Here is a 24648-nt window from a genome sequence, read left to right on the forward strand (position 1 = left end):
GGAGGAGGAGAACTATGCCTGCATGGGAAACGGCCCGATTATTAGGCAAACTGATCGAAACGTCTCCGCAGGAAACCGAACGGTTAGCGGCGCTGATCAAGCAGCACGGCATCCGTCTCTTTTGGGAACGGTTAGAGGAATGGAAGCTTCCCACCGAGCTTACGGAAAGGCTGCAAGCCGTCAAACAAGTCTTACAGGTGATGGAACATTCAGCTTCGGAAAGGAGCAAACCCGATGGACCCGGCCCCACTGGATAAGAAGAGCATTGCCGCTTATATCCAGTCACTCCACCAGCTTACCGGCATTCCACTGGGCAAATTGCAGCGCTACAGGACCGTGGGTAAGCTAATAAATGCGCTGGAGCACCCTTATGCCCTGGAGCTTACCCAGAAGCAATTGCTCAAAGTTGAACAACTCAATGCCTTTCTTCAGTCTCATCGGGTACTCCAATGGGGGGAGGAAAACGCCAAAATGAAAATAACCTCTCCAGATCTGGCGGGTAGTTACTTTTCCGCTTTCTTAAGCGGACTTCGGGACCGGGAGCGGTTTATGGTCGCCTTTCTGGATAACAGCCATCAGATCATCGAAACTCGCATTATTTCCGAAGGCGGAATTGCCGAAGCCCCGATCTATCCGCGAAATGTATTAAAGGCCGCGTTAAACTGTGATTGTTCCTCGGTCATTTTGGCTCACAATCATCCAAGCGGAAGCTTGAAGCCCTCCTTGGAGGACATTGCCCTAACGGAACGGATGGTTGCCATATTTGAGCCGCTTAAAATCGACGTTTTGGATCACATTATCATTGGCGGTACCGGCTATGCGTCTATGGCCCAATTAGGACAAGTACCGAAAGCTGCGGAAAAAGAAGCCACTTATGAAATGATTACGCTAAAGAACCAGGAGGAACCCGAAGCATATCTCCCCGTCCTCTTATGTGAAAGCGTGCTGGACGAAGCCGTCATGGAAGAGGAATGGGAGCGATAAGGAGGTGTAAGCGATTGATGACAGGAGTACTGTGGGGCTTCGGTGTGCTATTTGCAGCCGGAGCTTATTTGTTGTTGGCCGATGTGTTCAAGCTTCCTACCCTTGCCGCCACCCGCGCCGTAATACAGGTAGCAAAGATCGGTAAGCTCAAAACGTCCCTTTTGGGTACGCTGCTCTTTCGACTGTCCGCTTGGTTGACCGGAAAGCTGCCGCTCAGTGATTACTACAAACGTAAAACTGCTGCGACTCTCCATTCTGCAGGCATCCGACTGACGCCGGAGGCGTATCTGGCTCATGCCATTGTCAAAGCGAGCCTGATTTTCTCCGGCGGGTTGATTACCCTTCCTTTGCTGCCTCTACTCTCGCCTGTATTTATTTTTCTGGCCATCGCCGTTTACTTTAAGGAAATACGAACTGCTGATGAAGTGGTGCGGAAAAAGCGGGGGCAAATCGAAGCTGAGCTGCCCCGTTTTGTGGCGACTATTGCCCAGGAGCTAAAGGCAACGCGAGATGTACTGCGGATGCTGGAGGTATACGCCAAACATGCTGGCGGCAGCTTACAAAGCGAACTGCACATTACGGTAGCCGACATGAAGAGCGGCAATCAGGAAACGGCTTTGATGCGACTGGAAACCCGGATTGGCAGTACGATGCTTTCCGATGTGGTACGAGGCTTGCTGTCGGTACTGCGCGGCGACCAAGGCGCAGTCTATTTTGAAATGCTGGCCCATGACTTCAAGCTACTGGAAATTCAGCGGTTAAAAATGTTAGCTATGAAGCGCCCCGGAAAAATCCGCAAATACTCCTTTTATATGCTGGCCTGCTTTATGCTGATGTACATGGTCATTTTGGGCATGGAAATTATGAAGGCGATGGGAAAGCTGTTTTAATCCTTTGCCCATCTGATGAAGAAAGGAGAACTGCCATGCCATCCATTCTCCGAGGCAAACGTGGCGAGGGCTATGTCGATGTCGTGGTGCTGGTACTGGCCGCGATGCTGTGCGTTGCGCTGGTCATCAAGGTAATTCCGGTGTTCATTGTAAAGCATCAGTTGGACACCTTTGCAACGGAACTGGCGCGGGAAGCGGAGATTTCCGGCAGAGCCGGGCCGGAAACCTCGCAGCGGGAAGCGGAATTGCAGGTGCAGACGGGCTTGCACCCAACCGTCTCCTGGAGCAGAACTGGGCAGATCCAGATTAATGAAGAAGTGACCGTGACACTGCAAACCACCGTCAATATCGGTTTGTTTGGCAGCTTCGGTTCCTTCCCCATCGGACTGACTGCCAAGGCTACCGGAAAAAGCGAGGTGTTCTGGAAGTGAAGCTTGTCTGGAACAACCGTTCCGGTAATGGGTTTCCGCTGGTTGTGGCGATTATACTATCGACTCTGATTGTTTCCTGCGCCATCTATGAATATATGCGCCTGACGATCATTGCAAGTGGTGTGCGGAATGCGGTCCAAAGCTCGGTTATTGCTGTAGCAACCGAAAATTACAGCAATGTCTATACCGGATTGAGACAAAGCTACTCCGGTGGCTTTGCACGCACCCGGAACCAATGGAATAAACAGGTGACGACAGGCGATGTTTCCTCCCGGCTCCAGGAAGAACTGGGGTTGACCAAGCAGGGAAGTTATTATGTGAAAACAACAGCGGGACAGGAAGAGTATCGTCTATCCGGTCTTTCTGTTACGGTTCTCAATGCGCCTTTTGCTCCCGATTCTCCGGGCACCACCCGACAATTTACCGCCCAAGCCATCATCCATCTGGAAGTACCGCTTTCCTTTGGTTGGAACCATCTGCCCCCCATGCAGGCGAACTTGAAGGTGAAGGCCGTCTACAGGCAGCGGTTTTAGCAAGGGCAACCTGCCAGTGGAGAAAGAACATCGTGGATTCTATTGGAATTTACAGTTTTATACAGTACAATGAGAGTAACCCTTATCACATAATTCACTCAAGGAGATGAAGAAACGTGAAGCGTAAAACAGGGGGAGTCATCGGCGGGCTCATTATCGTAGGGCTAATCGCCGTGTGGATGGCCTGGCCCAATACCAAAAGCGATGAAGCTCCTGCTCACTCAACCACTGTACCAACAACTACTCCATCCGATATATCGATAACGAACATTCAGCCGAGGCCTTCCACAACATCGCCTAGTCCAAGCCCTTCTTCGGTTGTCGTTGCCGAGGTGAAACCACAACCAACCCTATCTGAAGCTCCTGTTCTCCAGCCGGAAAAAGAAAAAAAGCATATCGAAGTCCCGATCACCAAGCCGGAGAAAACATCTTCCCCGACTGAACCACCCACACCGAAGGCGAAAGCAACCAATAAGCCGCAGTCCCCTGCTTCCCCTCCTAAATACGAGGAAAAAGAAACACTGCCGAACAAACAACAAACCACCGAGCCGAAAGCCGGAGACAAGAATAGCAAGGGACAGGTTTGGGTTCCTGGTTTCGGATGGGTTAATGACAGTGGAGCTAATCAAGGCGGCGTAAGTACCTCTGATGGTGATTGGAACAAGCAAGTTGGCTCTATGGATTAAAAAAACAAAATCTTGCAGAAGGAGTACAGGTTTAAAGCCTGTACTCCTTTTCATTTGAGAGGTGGTACTGTTGAGACGCTTTTTAACTGCGCTTCTTTCAATATTACTGTTATTCTCGTTGTATACTGCTTACGCTTTTGCTGATGGAGAGGGTGATGGAAATATTGATCATGGTGGGGGAGATATGGGAACGGGAACATCCCAGAATAAATGGACCCCCGGTTATGATGGAGTCAGAGTAACGATTATTCGAGTTGCCGATCAAAAACCAGTTTCACCTTCTATTGACTATACCAATAAAACACCATCCGCTGAGCTAATTCACTTTGGAAAAATCAGCAAAATTCAATATCGAACTAGCTCTGTTCTTAATGTTCAAGTTGGTGGATATAGTTATCAAACTCCCGAAACACCCATGCCTCAAATCGTTAACTCAGGCGACGGTATTGGAAATATTGAGGTGATTAAAAAGTATTTTTGCTCAGAAGGCGCAATTAAAATGATTGCCAATGACACTGGCATAGACTATAACGCCCTAACGAATGGTAACTACAAGCTACTTTTGGAACCTATTGCTTATTTCACTTTTCAAGGCGGCTTTATGGGAATGACAGCCCATGAAGCCGCATTGTATGACCAAGTACTAAACGGCGGCCTGCGTTCCAGAATGGTTAGCCTGACCCATCAAAACCTCCCCTTGGCGATGTTTCTGGAAACCCCCGATCTTGGCTTTCCTGCCTGGGACGGCCCGACGGGCAGCCGCGTCAGTAACGATCAAATTATAACCTCTTTGGGCCTTGGCATCGTGCGTTTTCATGACGCCCCGACAACACCAGTGCCCAGCCAAACCAGCTATCAGTACCGCACCAACACCGATGTCATTACCTCCGTTCGCCTTTCCACTTCCGCGCAAATTACTCCGAAGGCCCCGGCCCGTGTTACGTTTACCATCATGGGCAGCAGCTATACGGTGACGAACATCGTCATCCCCGAAGGAGAAAGTCAACTGGTTTGGGTGAAATGGCGAACACCCAGCACCCCGCAAACCGTCCCGATTCAAGTCAGTGCCTCTCAGGGATTTTTGAGTGCTTCGAGTATTACAGCTTCTATTGTGGATTTAAATCAAAATCCACCGCCCGATCCAAAGGCTACGGACCGCAATTCTTCCTTTCAACTTCCTTCCGTCCCCGCGTATGCAGCCAAAACAAGTGCATCCTGGGGCATTTGGTCGGCCTGCTGGCATGAATACTGGGTATGGATATCCAATTGGCAATGGCATAGTACGGGCAAGGACTCAGGCTATTGGCAAGATCACGGATACTGGAAAGATGAAGGCTGGTGGGACTATGACTGGACCGGCTATACGGCATCGCTGTCCGCCCGTCAGTCCGTTACGCCGGATTCCAAATCCCCCTCCCCTTCGTCAACCCGGATGAAGTCGGGTTACGGCATCGAAATCAATAGCTTTACCGAGCTATCCTCCAATGCGCCAACCAGTCACATCACCGGCGCGCAACACGCCGCTTCTTATTTTCCAGAATTTGCTTATCAGACATACTGGCGGTTGCATGATCTTAAAACGAGCGGGCTCAGTGCCAGCTTCTGGTTACAGCCCAACGAATATTCAACCTACCAAAGCCGGGTACATTTCACACCCCTTTGGTTCCCGGATGGTCCTTATACGCCAATCACCCGTATTTTAGATGCCTGGACGCCCGAAGGCATGTTGACCGTCCAACTCCAAGGAACCATCGCCATCACCGGCAACCTGTATTCGGATTGGCATATTGCCCCACAAAAATAAAATAACGAAAGGTTGGTGCTGACCTGATGCTGCTGCCCATCCTCATGCTGCTCCTCTGCCTCTTTGGCGGAGGGGCAGTTCTTTTGTACTTGCGAAAAAGCAAACCAAAGCCGACAGGTACGGATCTCGCTGCCCAAACCGCCCAACAATTCGTCAATGTTCAAGACATCCGTGGAAACTTCCTCTATACCCAGGACGGCTGGCTGCTCTGCTATTTGCGCATCTTCCCCATTAGCCTGGACTTGTTAAGCCCTTCGGAAAAACGGTTGCTGATTAACAAGTTGACCGCTGAACTATCTTCCATTCGCTTTCCCTTTAAATTCCTTGCCGTCAGCCGTCCGATTGATATTTCGCCGCTCATCTCCGAACTTGGAGCACTGCTCCCTGCCGCCGATCCAAAACAAAAGGAATTGCTGCGGCAAGAGATGCTGGAAATGAACACCTTTGCCCTGTCAGGGGAAGTCGTAGAGCGGCAATTTTACCTGATGCTGTGGCAGCGCCAGGAAGCCGGGGGCGAACGGGACTTATTGGAGAAGGCCAAGCGGCTCGTCCATCATTTTGAGGACGGACAAGTGCAGGCTCAAGTTTTGAAGCAGCAGGATATTGTCCAGCTATGCAACCTCGTCAATAATCCGGCTTACACCCATCTGGAAGCCACCGAACCGGAAGCGACGATGCCATTCCTTACGCTTCGGGAGGTGTAAGTCATGAACCCAGCCACCGCCAAGCTCTTGGAAAAACTTGCCGTCAAAGTCGCTGCCGATGAAGAGTCCCGTAAACGGATACTGATGCTGATCCTGGCTCCCGTTATCGGATTTTTGCTCCTTGCGGCGATGGTGCTGCAATTGCTCACTTCCCCCCTGGATTCACTAAAGCTTATGTTACGGGCAAATGAAGTCCCTATTGTAAATGAGATGCGTATGGATTACGGGTTTACCCAATTGCTGCAAGAAACAGACGAAGGTTATCAGGAAAGCCAAGGCCAGCAATACGATGGCGTGATTTTTCGGGACGGTAGTCGGGAAGTGGTCTATTACAACCAAATGGACATCCGTTGGGCGGACAAGCCCTACGGCCCCCGCGATACCATCGGAGCTTCCGGTTGCGGCCCGACTTCTTTGGCTATTGTCGTTTCCACTTTGACCAATAAGACGGTTGATCCGGTCATGATGTCTAATTGGGCCTATCAAAACGGCTACCTGGCTGAAGGAACCGGCAGTTATCACAGTCTGATTCCCGATGGAGCCAGGCACTTTGGCCTGCAAGTAGAAGGAGCTACGACGAGAGAGCAGCAGAAAATCATCGACGCGCTCTCTCGTGGAAGTCTGGTTGTTGTCATTATGGGTAAGGGCCACTTTACGTCTTCCGGCCATTTTATGGTGCTGCGCGGCGTGTCCGAGGATGGCAAGGTTCTTGTCGCTGACCCGGCTAGCCGAAAGCGCAGTGAACAAGCCTGGGAGTTCTCCATCATTTTGAATGAGGCACGGAAGAACGCAGCGGCCGGCGGTCCCTTCTGGATCATTAACGGAAAGGAGTCGTAATCCGATGAAGCAATCTCAACCTATACCAACCGTCAATCCCTCGTTATTAAATGTCATCACCCCAATGGGGCTGGAGTTTTCTCGAAACGGATTCATGATCGGAGAACAGGCCGCCAAACTGTACGGCGTTATTCAGTATCCACCCAAAGCCGATGTCGGCTGGTTATCCACCCTAACCAATCTGCCCGCCACGATGGTATCCATCGGCTTTCAACCCATTGACAACAGCGCGCTGATTTCTGCCATATCCAAGTCCATTACGCAAAACCGCAGTTTGGCTGACAGCGCCAAAGACCCGCTAACCCGTCAACGGGCGGAAAAGGCAGCGGCAGATGGTGAGAACATCATGCTGCAAATCGACCAAAACGGGGAAACCGTGGGACTCATGAATCTGCTGGTGATGCCTTTTGCCGAGGATGACAAGCTTTTTGCCCGCGCCTGTCGGCGCGTGGAGAATACGTTCAGCATGATGCGTTGCAAAGTCCGCACCTTAGCTCACTTGCAAAAGGAAAGCTTTCAGCATCTCTCCCCCATGTATCCGGCTCAGGGTCAGATTGAAAGCATCCTGAACAAAATCATGCCCATGAGTACCTTCGTCGGTGGCTTTCCTTTTGCAAGCTCCGGCTTCAACGATGGAACCGGGTATTACTTGGCAAAAGACGCCAGCGGCGGGCTGGTTATTGTGGATTTATGGAAGCGCGGCGGGGACCGGACCAATTCCAACATCGTCATTATGGGCGTGGCTGGCGTGGGCAAATCGACAGCAGTGAAACACATGGCCCTCAGTGAATATATGAAAGGAACCAAAATCATCTTCATCGACCCGGAATCCGAATACAAAGAACTGTGCCAGCGGTTAAACGGCGATTGGATCAATGCCGGAGGCGGATCGAACGGCAAGATCAATCCGTTGCAAATCCGACCGGCTCCCCGCGACGATGAGAATGAAGAATTTCCGCTTTATAAAGATGAGGGTAACGGCATGTCGGATATGGCGCTGCATCTCAAAAATCTGGAAATCTTCTTTAACCTCTATGTCCCCGGCTTGACCATGATGCAGAAAGCCGTCCTCAAGCAATGCCTCATTGAGTTGTACAACCAGTTTCAGATCACCTGGACCACCGACATCGCCAAGTTGCAAAACACCGACTTTCCGATTTTTTCCGACCTGCACGGCCTGATTCATACTAAAGAACAAACACTTGGCGATGAGGTGTACAAAGAATTGTCCCTGCTGCTCTATGATATTGCATACGGCGGGGATTCTTTTTTGTGGAACGGTCACAGCACGATTCAAACCCGCAGCCGTTGTATTTGTCTGGATACCCATACGCTGCAAAATACCTCCGACAATATCAAGCGAACGCAGTATTTTAACCTCCTGTCGTGGTGTTGGGAACAAATGTCTCAAGATCGGTCAGAGCCAGTCTTGCTTATCTGCGACGAGTGTTATCTGATGATCGATCCGAACGTGCCGCAAAGCCTGGTGTTCTTACGCAATGTAGAGAAGCGAGCCCGGAAATACGAGGCAGGGCTTGCGATTATCTCCCACAGTGTTGTCGATTTTCTAGCCCCGGAAATCAAAATGTACGGACAAGCGCTGCTGGATATTCCCTGCATCAAGATATTGATGGGAACAGACGGAAAAAATCTACAAGAGACACGAGAGCTATACAACTTGACGGATGCGGAAGAGGAACTACTGGCCAGTAAGAAACGGGAGCACGCGCTTCTGATAATCGGCTCCAAACGCCTGCATGTCCATTTTGAAATCCCGGACTACAAATTTGCCTACATGGGTACAGCAGGAGGACGGTAATTCATGGACAAAAAGAAGCAGCTCATCGAGCTTTTTTTCTACGCGGGTTTGGTGATCGTGGGAATCATTTTAATGTTCATAAAGGAAGGGTAACCGATGATTTTATATCTGACCAGTAAAGCCCATATCAATCTGCTGGATTTTATCGAACAGGAGCAGGAATTACCGCTGAAAAAATTGTGTGGGCAGTTCTCTCTCCTGTCCTTTGTTGTCAAAGATATGCGGCATTTCAGCCATGTTCGTTATGTGGTACTTGACCGAACGGCGTTTATGGAATCCGATGAAGAAATGGTGCAGGCGCTCTTATCGTTTCAAACGATGTATGAAATGCGCATTATTGTCATTGCGGAAGGACTGCCGGAGAGCAGTCCTTTCCTACAGCAACTGGTTCAGGTCAGCATCTGGAATGTAGTTACAGCGGACGAGATTAAGGACATACAAGAGGAGATCCGGCAATGTCTTTCCTACGATGGAATGCAACGGTTCAAACCTACCATGCACACGATTCCTTTTGAAGAAATGTCTTTGGCCCCTTTCATGAAAGAAGAAGAGCTATACCGCTTTAGCTGCACCAATATCACGATTGCTATTGCCGGATGTGACCGGCGTGTAGGTGTTACTACTACGGCGTTTAATCTGGTTTGCTGGATTAATGCTCATGGAGGGACGGCTTGTTATCTGGAGGCGAATACCAGTAATCATCTGGCGCATATTGTCCATATGTTTAAACCGGAGAAGATCGGGAATGCCTATGCTATGGAGGGCAACGACTTCTATCTAACTAGGGAATTGAATCAGGGCTATAACTTTATTGTCGTGGATTGCGGCGTGCTAAGAGAACAGCATCTGCAGAAAACCTTTGTAGACGCGGAAATTCGGTTACTCTGCGGTTCAGCGATGCCTTACGAACTGGCAGGATTTTATCGGGCTATGGAACGCTGCAAAGGCCTACCTATACATGCACTGGGATTATTTGTACCGGATAATATGAGACCCTATCTGATCGAAACCATTAGCCAAAATATTCTTTTTGTCGAAGGATCTCACGACCTGTTTGACTCAAATGCCAACGGCGAGGTGTTTAGAACAATACTCAAAGTACATATAGTGATTTGATAGAGGGTAAACACTATATGTAGCGCAAGGTAATGTTAATGAACGATGAACCAAGAGTATAATTTCGCTGCGATAAACGGATTGGATTAGAACGAGGCCATGTATCTTAAAGCAGATGAAGTCTATCTTCATCTTTTCTGACGAAGTACAGGGAGGTTTGTTAATCGACAGCCCCATATAATCATGCAAATAGGTTGAAATTCCCTTCTTTACATCGGTGACCTCATTTTCCAATAGTCAATCTATCTGTTCCTTTTCTTAATGGAGGCATAAGGATGCTTAGGTAAGCCCTGACCAAATTAATTGGGTGTCAGATAAAGACTGTAAGATCGGTATAAACATAGGACCCCAATATCTGTTTTTTACGAGGTGTAATTCACAGTATGGGAATCGGTACAAATCGGTTTAAAGAAGCCACATTCAAATCCTTGTGTGAATGTGGCTTCTTTAAATATGAATTATCTAAACAGCAAGAAGACATTTATGTTTGTTTTGTGAAACAACTAACTAAAATTAATCCGCATCTACAGGTTTCTTTCCTACAAACCTAGCGGGTCCTCCAGTAAAGGTCACTTGTTCACCTTTGACATCTTGAGCCAAAACATGTTCAGTTTCCGGGTCAATCACATAGGTGACGGTTGCATTATTAAAGTGACCAACTCTCGTGTCATAACCATCTGCAAAATCAACCTTGACCACCCAGACGAGTCGGCTTTTATCAACTGTAGTATTCTCTGCCTCAATTCCGTCTTTTGAATTGACTGTGTTGTACTCACCCCACGACTTCAATTCAAAAGATTCAATTTTATTGTTTCCACTCAATTTGAACTTGCTTGCAATCGCTTCTTTGTTAGCCAAAATACGCTCCTTTTGGTCCGAATTCGCTTTTAACAGCGGCTCGGGATTTAGATTATAGATTTGAGCTTCAGCACCAATCGGCTTTAATTGTGGAAGGTTTGCCGCATTTACATTAGCACCATACCAAATGCTCCCTGTAATAAAAACTGTTGCCGCAAGTGCTATCGTCCATTTCGCAATGGATTTCATGTCATTCAACTCCTATTCATTATTTTAGTGGGTGTACGTTAAACGATTGTTAGAAGACGAGTAAGTTGCGCTCCAACCTGTTCCATTAGTGATATCCATACGGGTTGCTGTGGATGAACTCCAGGTTACCCATGAACCGGATGTATTGCGATACTGTATAGCCGAAGAGTAGGTTCCGCTAGTAAAGGAATTATCGGAATCGCTGCTTTCAATCCCAACATCATGATAAATCCCGCTAGTATCTGTAATGGATGGAATCGTGGCTACTTGAGTGTAGTCAAAATAAATTGTCCAATTTGTTGAACCGTTAAGGGTATCACGAGATATTTGAAAATTATGGGTTCCTGTTTTATATTCCGTTTCCACATTTCTTTCGTGATAATCACCTGAGGCGGTTTGATAGGCAATAAAATGGCCGTGCCAATCGTCTACATACCCATCACTGTTATTTACAGGGCCGCGTGTCGTCCCTGCTTCAATCCACCGGGTTGCATTAGTGTTAAAAACTAGCCACATTTCTTTATTAATAAATGTGCCTGAAACGTGACTCAGATCCTCTTGGTCATTTGTTATTGACGAGTATATGCCTGTATTTGTTGCAGACAACCGATGAGCTGCGTACCAGTGAGGGTTTACCGGGCTGGCATTAGCAATAGGTAAACCGGAATACATGATGACAAAAACCATGATAACCGCCAAGAAGACAAATACCCTGTTTTTTTTCAAGGACATAGCTGACAATCCTCCTCAATTATTTTTGGTTGAAACGGTTTTTCTCCAATAGAAATAGGACAGTGTATTGTGGTGTGATCATCATTTGATGAGAGTTGATATATTCCTCCACCTTCCTTCTAAGTGTATAAAACACATCAGAACTGACAAGAAGAAACTGAAAACTTATCTCACCTCGCAAAGATAGGCTACTCTTACTATCGCGATTAACAAAGCACTAACAGGTTCTGGATGCAGGAGTGCGCTTTGGCATCAGCAAAGTAAGCGCGCATGAGCTGTTTGTTAATACCGTTCCTACAGAACGTGATTGGAAACAGACTCCAGAACTGAGCTATAACAAGAGTCAGGCATCTACAATTTTCCGGTATTGCTGATGCCTTATTAAGATAGACGCTCTAACTGGAATAAAGTTGCACAAATTGGAAATAAATTTCCTGTCCAAATGAGATGTTCTCCTATAGAAATGCTTTTGCTTCATCATTTGTCGTTTTCTAGCCACTGTTGGAACGCTTCTAATGTTAGAATTCCACGTACACATGAATCTCGTTGTTCCCGCGCCTTCTCTAACCACTCATATAAAGCTTCTTTTGTAATCTTTCCATACTTAATCCAGGCCAAACGCTTCCTATATGCCTTGCGGTATGCCTTTAACGCCGGGCTTTCGGCTTTTTTCTTCTCTTTCCAATCTCCTTGCAGGTATGTCCTGCCGCGTCATAAGGCCTGTTGTAATATTCCGTATTGAAGTAGGTTGCCATCTTTTTCTGAATGGGTTCGTCCGGTGAAAGGATATCCAGCACGTGGCTCCACAAATTCTGGTTTTGTCCCTGCATCGTCTGGATGTTAGGGGGGATGTGGGTGACTTTCTTGTAAGGCAAAAGCTCTACAATGTCCCGATACTCCTGCTGCCGCGCCTGCTCCAACCGCTTCAGCCAATCCAGTCGCAAAAACTCAAAATAAATATGTCGCGTCACAAACGCATCAAGCCCCTCTCGAATCTCGTTTTCCCATTGGCTCTCTTTGCTGTAATACAACTTTCGAATCGCTTCCCCCATTTCTTCGGTAAGTTCCCTTAGCGATTCTGTATTCAGATCGAAACTCCATCAAGCTTTGTGAAAAGGAAGACTGACCTACTTAGTCCGGGAAGCGGAGCCATATATAAAGTGTACTTTTCCATCGGATAGGTAGACATTTTCCAAAATTGACGCATAAAAAACCGCGCTGTGAGTGCGCGGTCTGTTCTATCAGCTATTCAGACTCGATTTCTAACCTCCCAATCCATGCGTTAATGGCTCAATTAATGCGCTGTTAGGGTCAACAATAAGAGCCGAAGTAAGGAGCAACAAACTACCGGCGATCAGCCAAATGGTCAGCTTTTTTCTCACACTTCTGCACCTCCCTTATTAATCTTTTATACTCCTTTTGTTGAATTGTTGATGCCACGTACCGATACTGCTCAAATAGCCCAATACACCTCAAGATATTGTGCTCACTCCCAATTTTAACAGAAAATTGCAAACTTCTCAGAATGTAATCTAATCCGAACTGCCACCTATTTGTGCGCAAATAATAAGTCGCCAACTCAATTTGGAAGCACGCATGCCGATCTTTGGTTATTTGTTGATTCAACTTTCCTAATCGGCTTCGCTGATCATAGTAGTCTAATTTTCCTTGAAATCGCAACAAAACATCGTCTATATCAATCTGATACAGGTTTGCCGCTTGCACAATCTTGTACAGGGCTGTCGGTATCTCATCCGGACGTAGTTCTACATAGTCCACATACTCCCTCAGAACCTCCACCTCTCCAGACATCAGGCGATATACATATATATTGGCGGTGCTCCATTCCTGGAACTGGCTAACCACTCTTTGTTCATCTTCAGTATATTCGCTATAAGAAGATTCTCCAATGTTGCTATAAAGAGATGTATAGTAAAGAGCCTGTCTATAATCACTTCGCTCATCGTAGACTGCTGCTTTGAGTAAGTACGAATAAAGAATATAATATATCAGAGGCCGTTCCGGCTGCTTATCCAACGAATACTTCGGATGCATCTTAGCTTTCTCCTCCATTTTATCCGCTAAATTCACGACCTTCTCCCAGCGGTGTAAAGAAGCATATACATCTGCGAGTCTCTTTAAAGCATCTAGCTGATCGGCGTCGTCAAGCCGGTCCACAAAAGGCTCGAACCGATGGGCAACCTGCAGATTTATGTCCTGATCATCTCCAAGACCAAGCGTAAACAATCGGTATTGACATAAAGCGAGACGTTCTGAATGCTGAAGCCGCTCTCCTTCAGCTACGCATTCATAGAGCAATACCGCTGCATCTTTGAAGCCTAAAGCAAGAAAGGTCTCAGCCGTCTCGAATAACATTGGCAGATACATTAAATTCTCCGTGAGGAATGAAACAATACGCTTCATGCAATCAAGCTTTTCCAGTTCAGCACAGCGATGTAGCAAGGGTCTCACTCGCCGCCAATTCGGTCGCATATTCAGAATGTAATCGTTGATGTACTGATCATAGAAAATACCTGCTTTCTTTTGCATTCCCATCGTAATTATGTCGAGATGATGAATGGAGATCGGACGATGGCCATGTACCAGATTGCTGAGTGTAATGGGATTCAAACCAGAACCCTCTGCAAATTGGGTGATCGTTAACTTTTTCTCAAGTAAGTAATCTTTTAAAACGTTTAAAATGGATGTCCCTTCCGTGCACACAATAACCCTTCACCACCATATTTCCAAATTGTGTATTCTCTATGTCCCAATATTACACTGGTCAATATCAGGAAATCCATACCATATTGAATGTTTTTGAAAGTTATCCACAATTTGTGTATTGGTGCGCCAAAAAAATAGCGAACCGCTTAAACCGTTTTACGCTGTCCCCTCGGGGTCTTTACCTTGCACTTAATAGGAAAATTCAAGTGTCGATTTCGTGTTTCGTTTGCGGTATAAGGTCCTCATCCCTCTAATAATACAAGTAACCTAATCTTTCAAGAAAAGGTATTCCTTCTAATCAACAATCCAAGTTTCAGAAGTTACATTGCCGCCTGGCAATGACACCTAAATCAGATTGTCGGACATCAGTTAAGCAATATTCTACCGCGTCATAATCTTTAATCATCAAAAAAAGGCCTATCTTCATGTATTTTGCATAAAATAGTCTGTAAAGGATTCATAAAGATTTACATCAAAAACTTATTTGTTATTTTACTCCCTTATAGTTCAAATGGATTTGGTATCTTCAAAAATAATATTCGGTTTCAAAATCTCCGAAAAAAGTTGGAGTAGTTTCTTCTCTCTTTAGTAAGAGTTCAAACATCAGTTCCTCATGATCCTCTTTTTCTCCACATAAAATATCTACCGAATACCAACCGTTGTCAATATTGAATGTCAGACTATTATTCGAATTAATTGAATCTATGTTTTTAAAAAAACCTATCCCCACAATACAAAGTTTTTCTGAATATGTATAGTATATCCAACCAGAGGATCTTGCTTTTATTTCCTCTTTTTTCAATTCTAATGAATCTTCATCAAAGACAACATTAAAATTATAATAACCAGTGTTAACTCCTATAATCGGTATAGCTATTCCATTTTTAGTAATAATCTCACCATGATCGGTTTCTGTAAAGTATTGCAAAACATCACTTTCTAATAAAACATTATTTTCCAAGTATTTCTTTAGTACTGCAGGTTCATATACTACAAATCCGTTGAGTTCAGAAAACAAGCTTTTTATTTTAATCGACATCCTTTTTTCGATATTTTGTTATGCTATTCCATTAATGAATCACAAGCTTGTGATGGTGTAACATTGTGAGCAATTACTTCACCAGTACCTGGAATTTTTAGACCGCCTATAAATATCATCAACATCTTTTAATCCTTTTTTAGAGGCTTCAAATAACTCTTCTGCGGTACCTTTCCATCGCCCTTGCCTTGGACCTACGTGAGGCTTTTGAGCAGCATGAATTCTTTCGTGAGGACCTTCCACATATGTTTCTTTGAAAAAGAATGTAGGAGTAGATTGATACGATGCTAAATGATCCAAAGCAATACTTTTTGCTTTTCCAGCATAAACAAGGTGATGTCCACTCTTACTAGGATTGATTCCATGGGAAGAGTCCCATAGAATCAATCCATGAATTTTGATCATGTACATAGCTATACAGCACCATCCCGCCATTATAGATCACGATCCATGGTGATGTGAGTGCCCACCTTGATCTAGCCAGCTCGTCGTATGTCCACGTTCGGACGCCGCCCTCGGGATCGGTCATGTTCATGATCCATCCGTCGTCTCCATACTTTAAAAATAGAAAATATCAAGTCAAGTAGTCACGGAATCAGGCATCAGTTAAGCAATATTCTGCTGTGTCATAATCTTTAATCGTCAAAAAAAGGCCTATCTTCATGCATTTTGCATAAAATAGGCCGTAAAAGGATTCATACAAGATTCACATCAAAAACTTATTTGTTATTTTACCCCCTTAGTTCAAATGGATAAATATCCGACAGCCCTTCTTTGATTTTTTCAACTTCACCAAGCAATTCTTGTCTGTACTCGTTTTTAAGATTCAAATTTTCATCAAAGTAAATATCGGCTTGTGTGTCTAATAATTCTTCCATTTGCGATATAAGATCAGCCAATATAAACCATTCTTTTAAATCTACAGACATATTTAATATATTTGCAGATTGAAAGTCTTCTGTATCATGATCATAAAAATAAACAGTACTATCAAAAGTGTTACTTAAATTAATTAACCAAAAATCACCTTGTCCAGTTTCCGCAAATATCCACATGTTCTCGTCGAATTCTGCAAAATCTTTGTGATAGTCTTTATTTTACTGCTTTGCTTTTTCATACGAAAGAAGAACATAGTCTGCGGATATTTTGTTTTCAGAAAAACTTTTACAAACCCACAAATAATCTTCTGGAAATTGTTCGTTTACAGAAACTGGTTTTTTCCTTTTTTGCAAACCATTTGCTATTTCCTCGTAGTTTCTCTTTTTAAACATATCCTCACCTCTACAAGGAACATTTTTAATCGATGTAGCACTTCTTTATTTATCTTGCTTTTCTTTGCCATATTGTCTAAAACCATTTCAAAGTAGTCTTTCATTTCTTGCTTTGAAGCATTAGGAAACTTAACTTTAGCTTCATGTTGGGTGACAAGAACATAATCTCATTAAGAGCCGCGTAAATCGCGGCTTTTGTATTTTATGGGATCAAGTTCTTGTCAGAGCCAATGACAAGAACTTGAACCCATTCTCGACGGAATCGATTCAAGAAATCTTTGGTAACTCAGAACGATAGTTAAAAATAAGGTAGCGGATTGCCGCGGCAGGCAGCTGTTCCTTTTTACATTAAAGTAACGAGGCAGTTATGCGCAATCCGTTTATGTTATGATATGATATAAGATTAGTATCTAATTAGTTTTCTTAAACTGAAAGGAGACACAATTTGGATAATTTAGCCCTCCAGAATTTCATATCAAACCATAATGTCATACAACGCACATTGGATGGTTTTTGGATTTGGATGGATTATTGGAGAGTAGATCATCCAGAAGATTTTGATAAAGCATGGAATAATATTGATAATCGATGAAAAAGCAATTGGCAATTTCAATGCAAGGAAGTACTGTGCCAAAATTTACTCCAGCGATACTAGAAAAGTTGGAAATCAAGTTTCCAAGTATTGAGAAACAACGGACGATTGGTAAAGCTTATTTCATTTTGAGAAAGCGTCAAGCTTTGGCAAAGAAACAAGCAGAACTTGAAGAGCAACTTTATTTTGAAGTATTGAAGCAATTAGACCAACAATAGAAAAAGTGAGGAACGCAACATGGCTGAATTAAACTCAAAATTATTTAGTGCCGCAGACAACTTGCGAAGCAAGATGGATGCATCGGAATACAAAAATTACTTGTTAGGATTAATCTTTTACAAGTATTTATCTGATAAATTATTAGAAAAAGTTGTTGAAATAGCAGATGAATCGCTAGAAGAATACAACACACAAGAAAAACAAATTCAATTATATAGGGATTTATTGGCAGATAAAGATGTAAAAAATGACTTAATTGAAACATTAGTAGATACATTGGGCTATGATATTGAACCAGATTATTTATTCAATGAATTAACCAATCAAGCAAAACAAAATACGTTTCAGTTGAATGACTTGAATAAATCCTTTATTGATTTGTCTACGAAATATGACCAATTCAACGGATTATTTGATGATGTGGATTTGAAATCAAAAAAATTGGGATCAGATGATCAACAGCGGAACATTACCATTACAGAAGTCCTGAAGAAACTAAATAATATCGATGTGATAGGACATAATGGCGATGTGATTGGGGATGCCTATGAGTTCTTGATTGGTCAATTTGCTTCAGAAGCTGGCAAGAAAGCTGGTGAATTCTATACACCTCATGAAGTTTCTGACATGATGGCTCGTATTGCCGCAATAGGTCAAGAAGACAAAAAATTGTTTAGCGTATTTGACCCGACCATGGGATCAGGCTCCTTGATGTTGAATATTCGAAACTATATTAACCATCCAGATAGTGTAAAGTATCACGGACAAGAACTAAATACAACGACCTATAATCTAGCGAAGATGAACTTGATCTTGCATGGTGTTAATAAAGAAGATATACGTTTACGCAATGGGGATACATTGAACAAGGATTGGCCGACAGATGAGCCTTATACTTTTGATTCGGTCCTTATGAATCCACCCTACTCTGCAAAATGGTCTGCAGACGATACATTTTTAGATGATTCTCGTTTCAATCGTTATGGGAAATTAGCGCCACAAGATTGTTCCGAGTGGCGAACTACATTACGAGTTTATTTTTCAGAATCTAGAAAAGCGGTACGAGGAGTTACGTTTGATTTCATCGGGAGATGGGACTCGTGGGGGTCTTAACAAACAACTAGTCTTTGATGTAGAAATATTGTCACCATCTATTCAAGAACAAATCAAAATAGGTAGCTTTTTCAAACAAATTGACGACATTATCGCTCTTCATCAACGCGAATTAGATGCCTTGAAAGAAACGAAACAAGCATTCCTACAAAAGATGTTTGTCTAAGCAAACAGAAGAGAGGAAGAAACATGACAAAGATACCACATAACAATGAGGATGAAGTGGAACGTCGCCTGATTGGAGTGTTAGGGGAAGGGCATAATCAGTGGAATTATCGTCCGGATTTAAAATCTGAAGAAGACCTATGGAAGAACTTGCGTCAGAAAATTACGCAAAATAACTTATCAGAAATTGGAGATCATACAATTTCTGATAAAGAATTTGACACGATTAAAACAGAGTTACTATCAAAAACACAGACACCCTTTGATGCTGCTAGATGGCTCAAAGGGGAGAATGGAATTGCTCGTATTACGATTGAACGTGAAGATGTATCTTTAGGTTCGATGTCTTTAGTGCTATATTCCAATCAAGACATTGGTGGCGGAATCTCTACATATGAAGTCGTTCATCAGATTGCGAAACAAAAGGTAAACGTTGATGATCGTGATCGCCGATTTGACGTGACACTCTTAATCAACGGGTTGCCAATTGTTCAAATTGAATTGAAACAAATCAGTGCTAAAGACGGCGTATTTCAAGCCTATAATCAAATTAAGAAATACGCAGAAGAAGGAATGTTTAGAAATAATATCTTTTCTACTCTTCAGGTATTTGTCATTTCCAACGAACAAACGACTCGCTATTTTTCCAATGCGATGCCAAAAGACATGCATAAGAAATTTGTCTTTAGTTGGCGGACATCGGACAATCGAAAAGTAGAAAATCTCTATGAATTTGTAAAACAGTTCTTAAATATTCCAGATGCACATAGATTGATTGCCAATTATACGATTGTTAGCGAGGACCAGGACAACAAAGCATTAATGGTATTACAGCCTTATCAAATTCATGCGATTGAAGCCTTGTTTACATCTGCAATGAAACATGAATCTGGATATGTTTGGCATGCGACCGGTTCAGGAAAAACGTTGACAAGTTTTGTTTCTACGAAGTTATTAGCTCGCAAACCAGGTGTAGATCGTACAATTATGCTCATTGACCGAAAAGACTTGGATAATCAAACGACGACAGAATTTACTAAATTTGCTTCCGAATTTAATACCGGTATTTCTTCTGGTAAAGCCAAGTCTAATAGCTTGATTGTCGGAACCGGAAGTGCGAAAGAACTAAGTAATACTCTACTATTTGATGCCAATTCCAATACAGTGATTATTACCACTCGTCAAAAATTAGAAGCTGCCTTACGCTATGCCCAAAGGCAAGAGGATCGAAAAGGTACCCAACGATTTAAGAAGCTACTGGGGCAACATATTGTCTTTGTCGTGGATGAATGCCATCGAGCGTTGAGTGCTGAAGGGATGGAAGAGATTAAGGGATTCTTTCCAAACTCTACATGGTTTGGTTTTACAGGTACGCCGATATTTAATGAAAATAAAAAACAAGCTAAAGGCCAATTAGCTCGCACCACTCGTGATCAATATGGAGAAGTTTTGCACACTTATACCATTAAGAATGCATTGGATGATGGGGCCGTTCTAGGGTTCCAAGTAGAGCATGAAGATACGATTGAACCCACATCATTAAATAATTATATCTTTAATCAACTGCGTGCAAATGGAAAATATGCCGATTTTAGTGATGATGAAATTAACGATATGATCGATCAAATGGATGGCGTGCAAAAGGAAGCATATCTTGAACCATCTTTTTTTGAACGTGATGAACATATTAAAAAAGTCATTCATAAGATTTTTCGACCAGATAATGCTTATATCAAATTTGATTTCCAAAACGGTCGCCCGCAGAAGTCTGCCATCTTAACAACTAAATCCATTGATATGGCGAAACGCTACTATCAGGCAATCAAGGAAATGACCAAAGATCCAGAATGGTTGACGAAAGAATTTGCTGGACATCCGATCCGAACAGGGCGTACGATTGAAGATCCGAACTTCCCTCGTATTGCCGTCACCTATTCGATACAAGAAAACGAAGATAATTCCAAACAAATTCAAGATGAAATGAAAGAAATTATTAAGGACTATAACGATTATTATAATACAGCTTGGTCGATAGAAGATATTGAACGATATAATGGCGATATCAACAATCGTTTAGCTCGTAAGAAAGCAGAATTCAAAGAATTTGGGAAACAAATTGATCTTGTCATTGTTGTAGATCGCCTATTAACTGGATTTGATGCACCCACGATTCAAACGTTATTTGTGGATCGAAATTTAAGTTATGCCAATTTGATTCAAGCCTTTTCTCGGACTAATCGTACCTATCCCGGGAAGATAAAAGGATTAATTGTAACATTCCGAAAACCTTCGACAATGGAACAGAATGTAGAAGATGCCACGAAGTTATATTCTCACGCACAAGAGGAATCTAATCTTGTTTATCCAACATATGATGAGTCGAAGAAACGCTTCCAAAAGGCTCACAAAACATTGAAAAAACTGGTGCCAAATCCAACCGACATTAACGAGCACTCTCCACTTGAAACTCGGATTGAATTTGTGAAAGTTTTTCAAGAACTAAATAATGCTTACGAAGCTTTAGTAACGTATGATGATTACAACGATGAAATAGAGAAATCAAAAGTCCTCCAAGAACAGGTCAAGACCCTAGAAGAATATTTTGGCGTATACAACACGGTTAAGGGATCGCTAGTTGTTGAAGGGGAAGATGGACCTGATCCAAATTTCTCGGACATTGAATTCTATGGAGAAAATGCGGTTAAGATTTATGATATTGACTCAACCTATATTGACCGTTTATTAGAAACGTACTCAGCCAATAATCAGAATATCCGTGACGAGATCGAAATAGCACTTCAAAAACTGAAAAAATCAGAAATTGTTAAAGAAGTATACCGCGCGATTTTAAACGCCATTGATGCCAAAGAAATAAATTCAGAGGAAGATACTTTTGTAGTGAAACGACGTTTCTTCACCGAATCCTATAATAAAGCGATTGGAGAATTTGCGAAAGCTTGGTTTGTGGATGAAGGAGAGCTGCATTCATCTGCTGTTCAATATGTAATAGGATCAGAACCTATTCCAAATATCGGGGGAATTATTGACAGCAAGCAATTTGATAAGTTTAAAGCCGTACATCCAGATGTAAAACCGTTAAAATACGGGCCAGAAATGAAGCGTCAGTGGAGAAAGACGTTAGATGAAGTCATTGTTCCTTTGAAGGATGAGTTGAGATAAAATCGTTTTGAAATTAATGTTTTTCTTTAAAAGGAGTCAGAGTCGCAGAAATGAACGGGCATGCGCCGCGTGCTCCTTGAAGGTCAAAATTCTGAACCTTCCCATAGATGTCCAGTTCGCACGCCCAGATACGTTCTCCAACTTCGTTATACATCTCCACAGGCGTACCGATGTGGTCTGTAACGATGCTGTACTGGCCATCGGTTGTTAGTTTCGCTGCCGGGCTAAACGTTCCGTCTTCAAACACCCATTTAGTGAGTGATTGCGGATCTTCTTTCCACTCATGCAGAATCGTATTTCCATCCCACACAAAGCTTGTCTTGACCCCATCATACACTTTTTCAATCAGTCTTCCAAGCGGGTCATACGTGAACGTTACTTCTTTGCCGTCCGGTCGCACAACCCGGCTCATCATCCCGTTGCCGTAGTATTCGAAGCGCCAATGCGTGCCGTCCGGCTCGATTTTCTCAACCAGATTGCCTTCTTCGTCGTAACTGTAATGCGTTCCCTCGAATTCCAGAAGACGCCCGCCGGGACCATATGTCCGGTCGGTTTTGTGGCCGCTGCTGTACAAGTTGCCCACATCATCGGCCATGCGGAAGATCTTGCCGAAGGGATTCGTTGCCCCGATCAGATTACCGAAATCATCATAGTTGTACTGGGTTTTGTGTCCGGTCAGTTCGTTCACCATCGACTTCAGACGGTAGTTGACGTTCCGTCCGTACCTTCTCCTGTGGCTTTCTCTTCCGCCTGTCTTCACGCTATACTGTTCAGGCCGTCCGGCTTCATCATTCCGCCACTCGCTGATTACGCCGCCCGTAGTGAAAAAAAACAGGTCTACTTCATGCTTTCACATAAAGTAGACCTTCATAAATTTTAACTAATACGGGTACATTGAAATTTCTGGATTATGCTGAAGAGTCACGAAAGTTGCCAAAATCCTGCAATCGGATTTTGAATCTCATTATCCATTATTTGGGTGAATTTATACAAAGCTCCAAAACCAAAAAGCAAATTTCCTTTAACAAAATTTCTCGGATAACCATCTTCATCTACCTGAAACATAAATGCAAATGAGTCTTCCGTTAACTTCGAAAAATAATAGTCCTCATCTTGAATTAGCCTCGGAGTGCCACCAATTTTAATCAAAAAAGATTGCTTTATAGATTTCTTGTCATTGATTATTTCCCCGCCTGTAATTGAATGCTTTTTAAGTCTTGGGTGTGTAAAAATATCTTTGGTGCTTTCTGCTTTGATTGGGTGATCAAATACCTGTATCGAACAATTGGGATAAATATTTTTTTCTAAATACTCTTTAAAATCATTTGGAATGAAAATGCAAATCATACGATCATGTTGAAAAGGGTTAACTAAACTTAAATAAAAATAATGTTTGTTACCATTTTTGTTTACCAATTCGACCTTATCGTCAAAGAACAATGGCGCTCTTCCGCCTATCCAACTTGTGCAAGTTTCAATAGGCAGCTTGCTTGAAAAACCATACACTGAGTTCTTTCTTCGAAAATTTTCTTGAAATTTTAATCTTCAGGTGATTGTCTAGGTAATGATGAATAAAATGAATATCATGGATCTCTAAGAATTTATTTACATATTGCTTCCATAAGGAATACTCGACACCATTGAGAAAACGTTTACAGTAGTTCGAGATAAGGTCTTCAGTAGATACTTTAAAACGAGGCGATTTAAAAAAGACTCTTGTTATTTTCTTGTACATAAACCCTCCATAAATAGTCAAAAGATCAGATACACTTAAAGCATAGAACAAGCTATAAACAAATTAAGCCCTTTTATATCCAAGAGAATGTTTGCCTAGGCCTTCCTTTTCGTATTTCACAAGCCTTTTTGGCTTGTCATTTATTTTTCTGACTTTTTTGTGTGTTCTTTACCTAAAATATCTTGAACATCGGAAGGAGACATAGAAAATTTTATTTCACCTAAACCAACCTTTGGATATATTCTTAGTTTTTGTGTCATCCTTAATCTCACTCTCATTCTCTGAAACGAGTAGTTGCTAAAATAGTTGTTCCGGCAAAAGGTTGTCAAGAATATTAACAAACCCTTTCGCCGGACAAAACTTCATTTTCCTGCACTCCAAGGGCTATTGCTACTCTTTAGCATGGAAACGATTTAGATGACACTGAAAGAACCCATTTTACTAATTACATATCAGCTACATTAAAATTATATATCTCATCTTCTCGTGGATCATTTAAGCCATCAAATTCATTAGTTTCAACAAGCGAGAATGAAAATCCATAGTTTGCATTAGGATATTCTAATTCCTGTTTACGAGCGTATCCCGAAATTTTAAGAAAATATTTTCCGTTTTTAAAGTTGTATCTAAATCCATAATATAAAGGCTCTCCATCAAAGGTTTCAGATTTAATTACATCCTCGTTAAATCTTTCCTTATTAAAATCCAGAAACACTCCTAAACCCGCTATCCACAGGTAATCTTTGATTTGTATATTGAAATCTACATGCTCAAAAACTTTTTTCCACTCATCATTAAAAAACTCTCCATTGTTCTCCAATTTTATTGAATACTTTATTGCATTTATAGGCACAAAAGGAATCCAAGCACCCTCTCTAAGAGACTGTAAATAACGATCATGATTATCTTGAAAGTTTTTTAACACCTTTTTTGTTCTCACTTTTTCTTTCTTCAAAAACTCATGAAGAACATCAAGAGAAAATACACTAACCCCATAGCTTGTGGCTGTTAAAACTTTATCCAT

The 24648-nt window shown here is 42.8% G+C and carries 25 protein-coding genes and 2 pseudogenes; 16 read left to right on the top strand and 11 right to left on the bottom strand.

Features of this window, described 5'->3' with window-relative positions; translation table 11 throughout:
* Positions 1 to 14: 14 nt before the first annotated feature.
* The 11 genes from PDUR_RS18535 to PDUR_RS29895 all read left to right on the top strand — a co-directional run bounded on the left by PDUR_RS18535 (position 15) and on the right by PDUR_RS29895 (position 9804).
* Complete coding sequence (locus PDUR_RS18535; RefSeq protein ID WP_042207616.1) at positions 15 to 257, top strand: hypothetical protein; 243 nt, start codon at positions 15 to 17, stop codon at positions 255 to 257.
* Positions 235 to 984 (top strand): JAB domain-containing protein, encoded by a 750-nt coding sequence (locus PDUR_RS18540; RefSeq protein ID WP_042207617.1) that lies wholly within the window; start codon positions 235 to 237, stop codon positions 982 to 984. Before PDUR_RS18535 ends, PDUR_RS18540 begins: the two co-directional genes overlap by 23 nt.
* Positions 985 to 1001: 17 nt before the next feature.
* Positions 1002 to 1874 (top strand): hypothetical protein, encoded by an 873-nt coding sequence (locus PDUR_RS18545; RefSeq protein ID WP_042207618.1) that lies wholly within the window; start codon positions 1002 to 1004, stop codon positions 1872 to 1874.
* 35 nt (positions 1875 to 1909) lie between these two features.
* A complete protein-coding gene (locus PDUR_RS18550; RefSeq protein WP_042207619.1) occupies positions 1910 to 2305 on the top strand; it encodes a DUF4320 family protein in 396 nt (131 codons plus the stop codon).
* Positions 2302 to 2838 (top strand): hypothetical protein, encoded by a 537-nt coding sequence (locus tag PDUR_RS18555; protein ID WP_052410297.1) that lies wholly within the window; start codon positions 2302 to 2304, stop codon positions 2836 to 2838. Before PDUR_RS18550 ends, PDUR_RS18555 begins: the two co-directional genes overlap by 4 nt.
* 116 nt (positions 2839 to 2954) lie before the next feature.
* Positions 2955 to 3524 carry a DUF6550 family protein gene (locus PDUR_RS27440; protein WP_052410298.1) on the top strand — a complete coding sequence of 190 codons (570 nt, stop codon included), beginning with the start codon at positions 2955 to 2957 and terminating at the stop codon, positions 3522 to 3524.
* A 70-nt stretch (positions 3525 to 3594) separates the two neighbouring features.
* Positions 3595 to 5328, top strand: a complete 1734-nt coding sequence (locus tag PDUR_RS18565) for a DUF8193 domain-containing protein (RefSeq protein WP_042207621.1) — start codon at positions 3595 to 3597, stop codon at positions 5326 to 5328.
* 83 nt (positions 5329 to 5411) lie between these two features.
* Entirely contained in the window at positions 5412 to 6032 is a 621-nt protein-coding gene (locus PDUR_RS18570) for a TraC-like domain-containing protein (RefSeq protein WP_233277396.1), read from the top strand.
* A 3-nt stretch (positions 6033 to 6035) separates the two neighbouring features.
* Entirely contained in the window at positions 6036 to 6869 is an 834-nt protein-coding gene (locus PDUR_RS18575) for a C39 family peptidase (RefSeq protein ID WP_042207623.1), read from the top strand.
* Between the two features lie 4 nt (positions 6870 to 6873).
* Positions 6874 to 8688, top strand: a complete 1815-nt coding sequence (locus tag PDUR_RS18580) for a VirB4 family type IV secretion system protein (protein WP_042207624.1) — start codon at positions 6874 to 6876, stop codon at positions 8686 to 8688.
* A 96-nt stretch (positions 8689 to 8784) separates the two neighbouring features.
* A complete protein-coding gene (locus PDUR_RS29895) occupies positions 8785 to 9804 on the top strand; it encodes a hypothetical protein (RefSeq protein WP_233277397.1) in 1020 nt (339 codons plus the stop codon).
* Positions 9805 to 10317: 513 nt separating this feature from the next.
* On the opposite strand, the gene PDUR_RS18590 is transcribed toward PDUR_RS29895, so the two are convergent.
* From PDUR_RS18590 to PDUR_RS28865, 8 genes are all read right to left on the bottom strand, one after another.
* A complete protein-coding gene (locus PDUR_RS18590; RefSeq protein WP_042207625.1) occupies positions 10318 to 10851 on the bottom strand; it encodes a hypothetical protein in 534 nt (177 codons plus the stop codon).
* Between the two features lie 24 nt (positions 10852 to 10875).
* The gene (locus PDUR_RS18595; protein ID WP_042207626.1) at positions 10876 to 11583 is read right to left on the bottom strand and encodes a hypothetical protein; all 708 of its coding nucleotides are present in this window, start codon (positions 11581 to 11583) and stop codon (positions 10876 to 10878) included.
* A 647-nt stretch (positions 11584 to 12230) separates the two neighbouring features.
* Positions 12231 to 12614 carry a hypothetical protein gene (locus PDUR_RS18600; protein WP_156130503.1) on the bottom strand — a complete coding sequence of 128 codons (384 nt, stop codon included), beginning with the start codon at positions 12612 to 12614 and terminating at the stop codon, positions 12231 to 12233.
* Positions 12615 to 12927: 313 nt separating this feature from the next.
* Positions 12928 to 14307 (bottom strand): helix-turn-helix domain-containing protein, encoded by a 1380-nt coding sequence (locus PDUR_RS18605; protein WP_042207628.1) that lies wholly within the window; start codon positions 14305 to 14307, stop codon positions 12928 to 12930.
* 529 nt (positions 14308 to 14836) lie between these two features.
* Positions 14837 to 15349: a hypothetical protein gene (locus PDUR_RS18610; RefSeq protein WP_042207629.1), complete on the bottom strand. Its 513-nt coding sequence runs from the start codon at positions 15347 to 15349 to the stop codon at positions 14837 to 14839.
* A gap of 78 nt (positions 15350 to 15427) precedes the next feature.
* On the bottom strand, positions 15428 to 15760 hold the full coding sequence (locus PDUR_RS28860) for a hypothetical protein (RefSeq protein WP_156130504.1): 333 nt from the start codon (positions 15758 to 15760) through the stop codon (positions 15428 to 15430).
* Between the two features lie 320 nt (positions 15761 to 16080).
* Positions 16081 to 16404, bottom strand: coding sequence for a hypothetical protein (locus PDUR_RS18615; RefSeq protein ID WP_042207630.1), 324 nt, complete (start codon positions 16402 to 16404; stop codon positions 16081 to 16083).
* 42 nt (positions 16405 to 16446) lie between these two features.
* A complete protein-coding gene (locus PDUR_RS28865; protein WP_156130506.1) occupies positions 16447 to 16620 on the bottom strand; it encodes a hypothetical protein in 174 nt (57 codons plus the stop codon).
* Between the two features lie 445 nt (positions 16621 to 17065).
* Here PDUR_RS28865 and PDUR_RS28870 point away from each other — a divergent pair, with 445 nt between their 5' ends.
* The 5 genes and pseudogenes from PDUR_RS28870 to PDUR_RS18635 all read left to right on the top strand — a co-directional run bounded on the left by PDUR_RS28870 (position 17066) and on the right by PDUR_RS18635 (position 21889).
* A complete protein-coding gene (locus tag PDUR_RS28870; protein WP_156130508.1) occupies positions 17066 to 17212 on the top strand; it encodes a hypothetical protein in 147 nt (48 codons plus the stop codon).
* Positions 17206 to 17430 (top strand): annotated as a pseudogene (locus tag PDUR_RS18620) (restriction endonuclease subunit S); the annotation flags it as partial. The gene PDUR_RS28870 and the pseudogene PDUR_RS18620, both read left to right, overlap by 7 nt.
* 19 nt (positions 17431 to 17449) lie before the next feature.
* Positions 17450 to 18472 (top strand): annotated as a pseudogene (locus tag PDUR_RS18625) (N-6 DNA methylase); the annotation flags it as partial.
* A 34-nt stretch (positions 18473 to 18506) separates the two neighbouring features.
* Positions 18507 to 18710, top strand: a complete 204-nt coding sequence (locus PDUR_RS29390) for a restriction endonuclease subunit S domain-containing protein (protein ID WP_156130510.1) — start codon at positions 18507 to 18509, stop codon at positions 18708 to 18710.
* Positions 18711 to 18733: 23 nt separating this feature from the next.
* Complete coding sequence (locus tag PDUR_RS18635) at positions 18734 to 21889, top strand: type I restriction endonuclease subunit R (RefSeq protein ID WP_042207633.1); 3156 nt, start codon at positions 18734 to 18736, stop codon at positions 21887 to 21889.
* Between the two features lie 13 nt (positions 21890 to 21902).
* On the opposite strand, the gene PDUR_RS18640 is transcribed toward PDUR_RS18635, so the two are convergent.
* The 3 genes from PDUR_RS18640 to PDUR_RS18655 form a co-directional block, all read right to left on the bottom strand.
* Positions 21903 to 22649 carry an RHS repeat domain-containing protein gene (locus PDUR_RS18640; RefSeq protein ID WP_233277398.1) on the bottom strand — a complete coding sequence of 249 codons (747 nt, stop codon included), beginning with the start codon at positions 22647 to 22649 and terminating at the stop codon, positions 21903 to 21905.
* Between the two features lie 161 nt (positions 22650 to 22810).
* On the bottom strand, positions 22811 to 23395 hold the full coding sequence (locus PDUR_RS18645) for a hypothetical protein (RefSeq protein WP_042207635.1): 585 nt from the start codon (positions 23393 to 23395) through the stop codon (positions 22811 to 22813).
* 674 nt (positions 23396 to 24069) lie between these two features.
* On the bottom strand, positions 24070 to 24648 hold the full coding sequence (locus PDUR_RS18655) for a hypothetical protein (RefSeq protein ID WP_042207637.1): 579 nt from the start codon (positions 24646 to 24648) through the stop codon (positions 24070 to 24072).

Source organism: Paenibacillus durus, from assembly GCF_000756615.1.
GTDB classification, from domain to species: domain Bacteria; phylum Bacillota; class Bacilli; order Paenibacillales; family Paenibacillaceae; genus Paenibacillus_AQ; species Paenibacillus_AQ durus.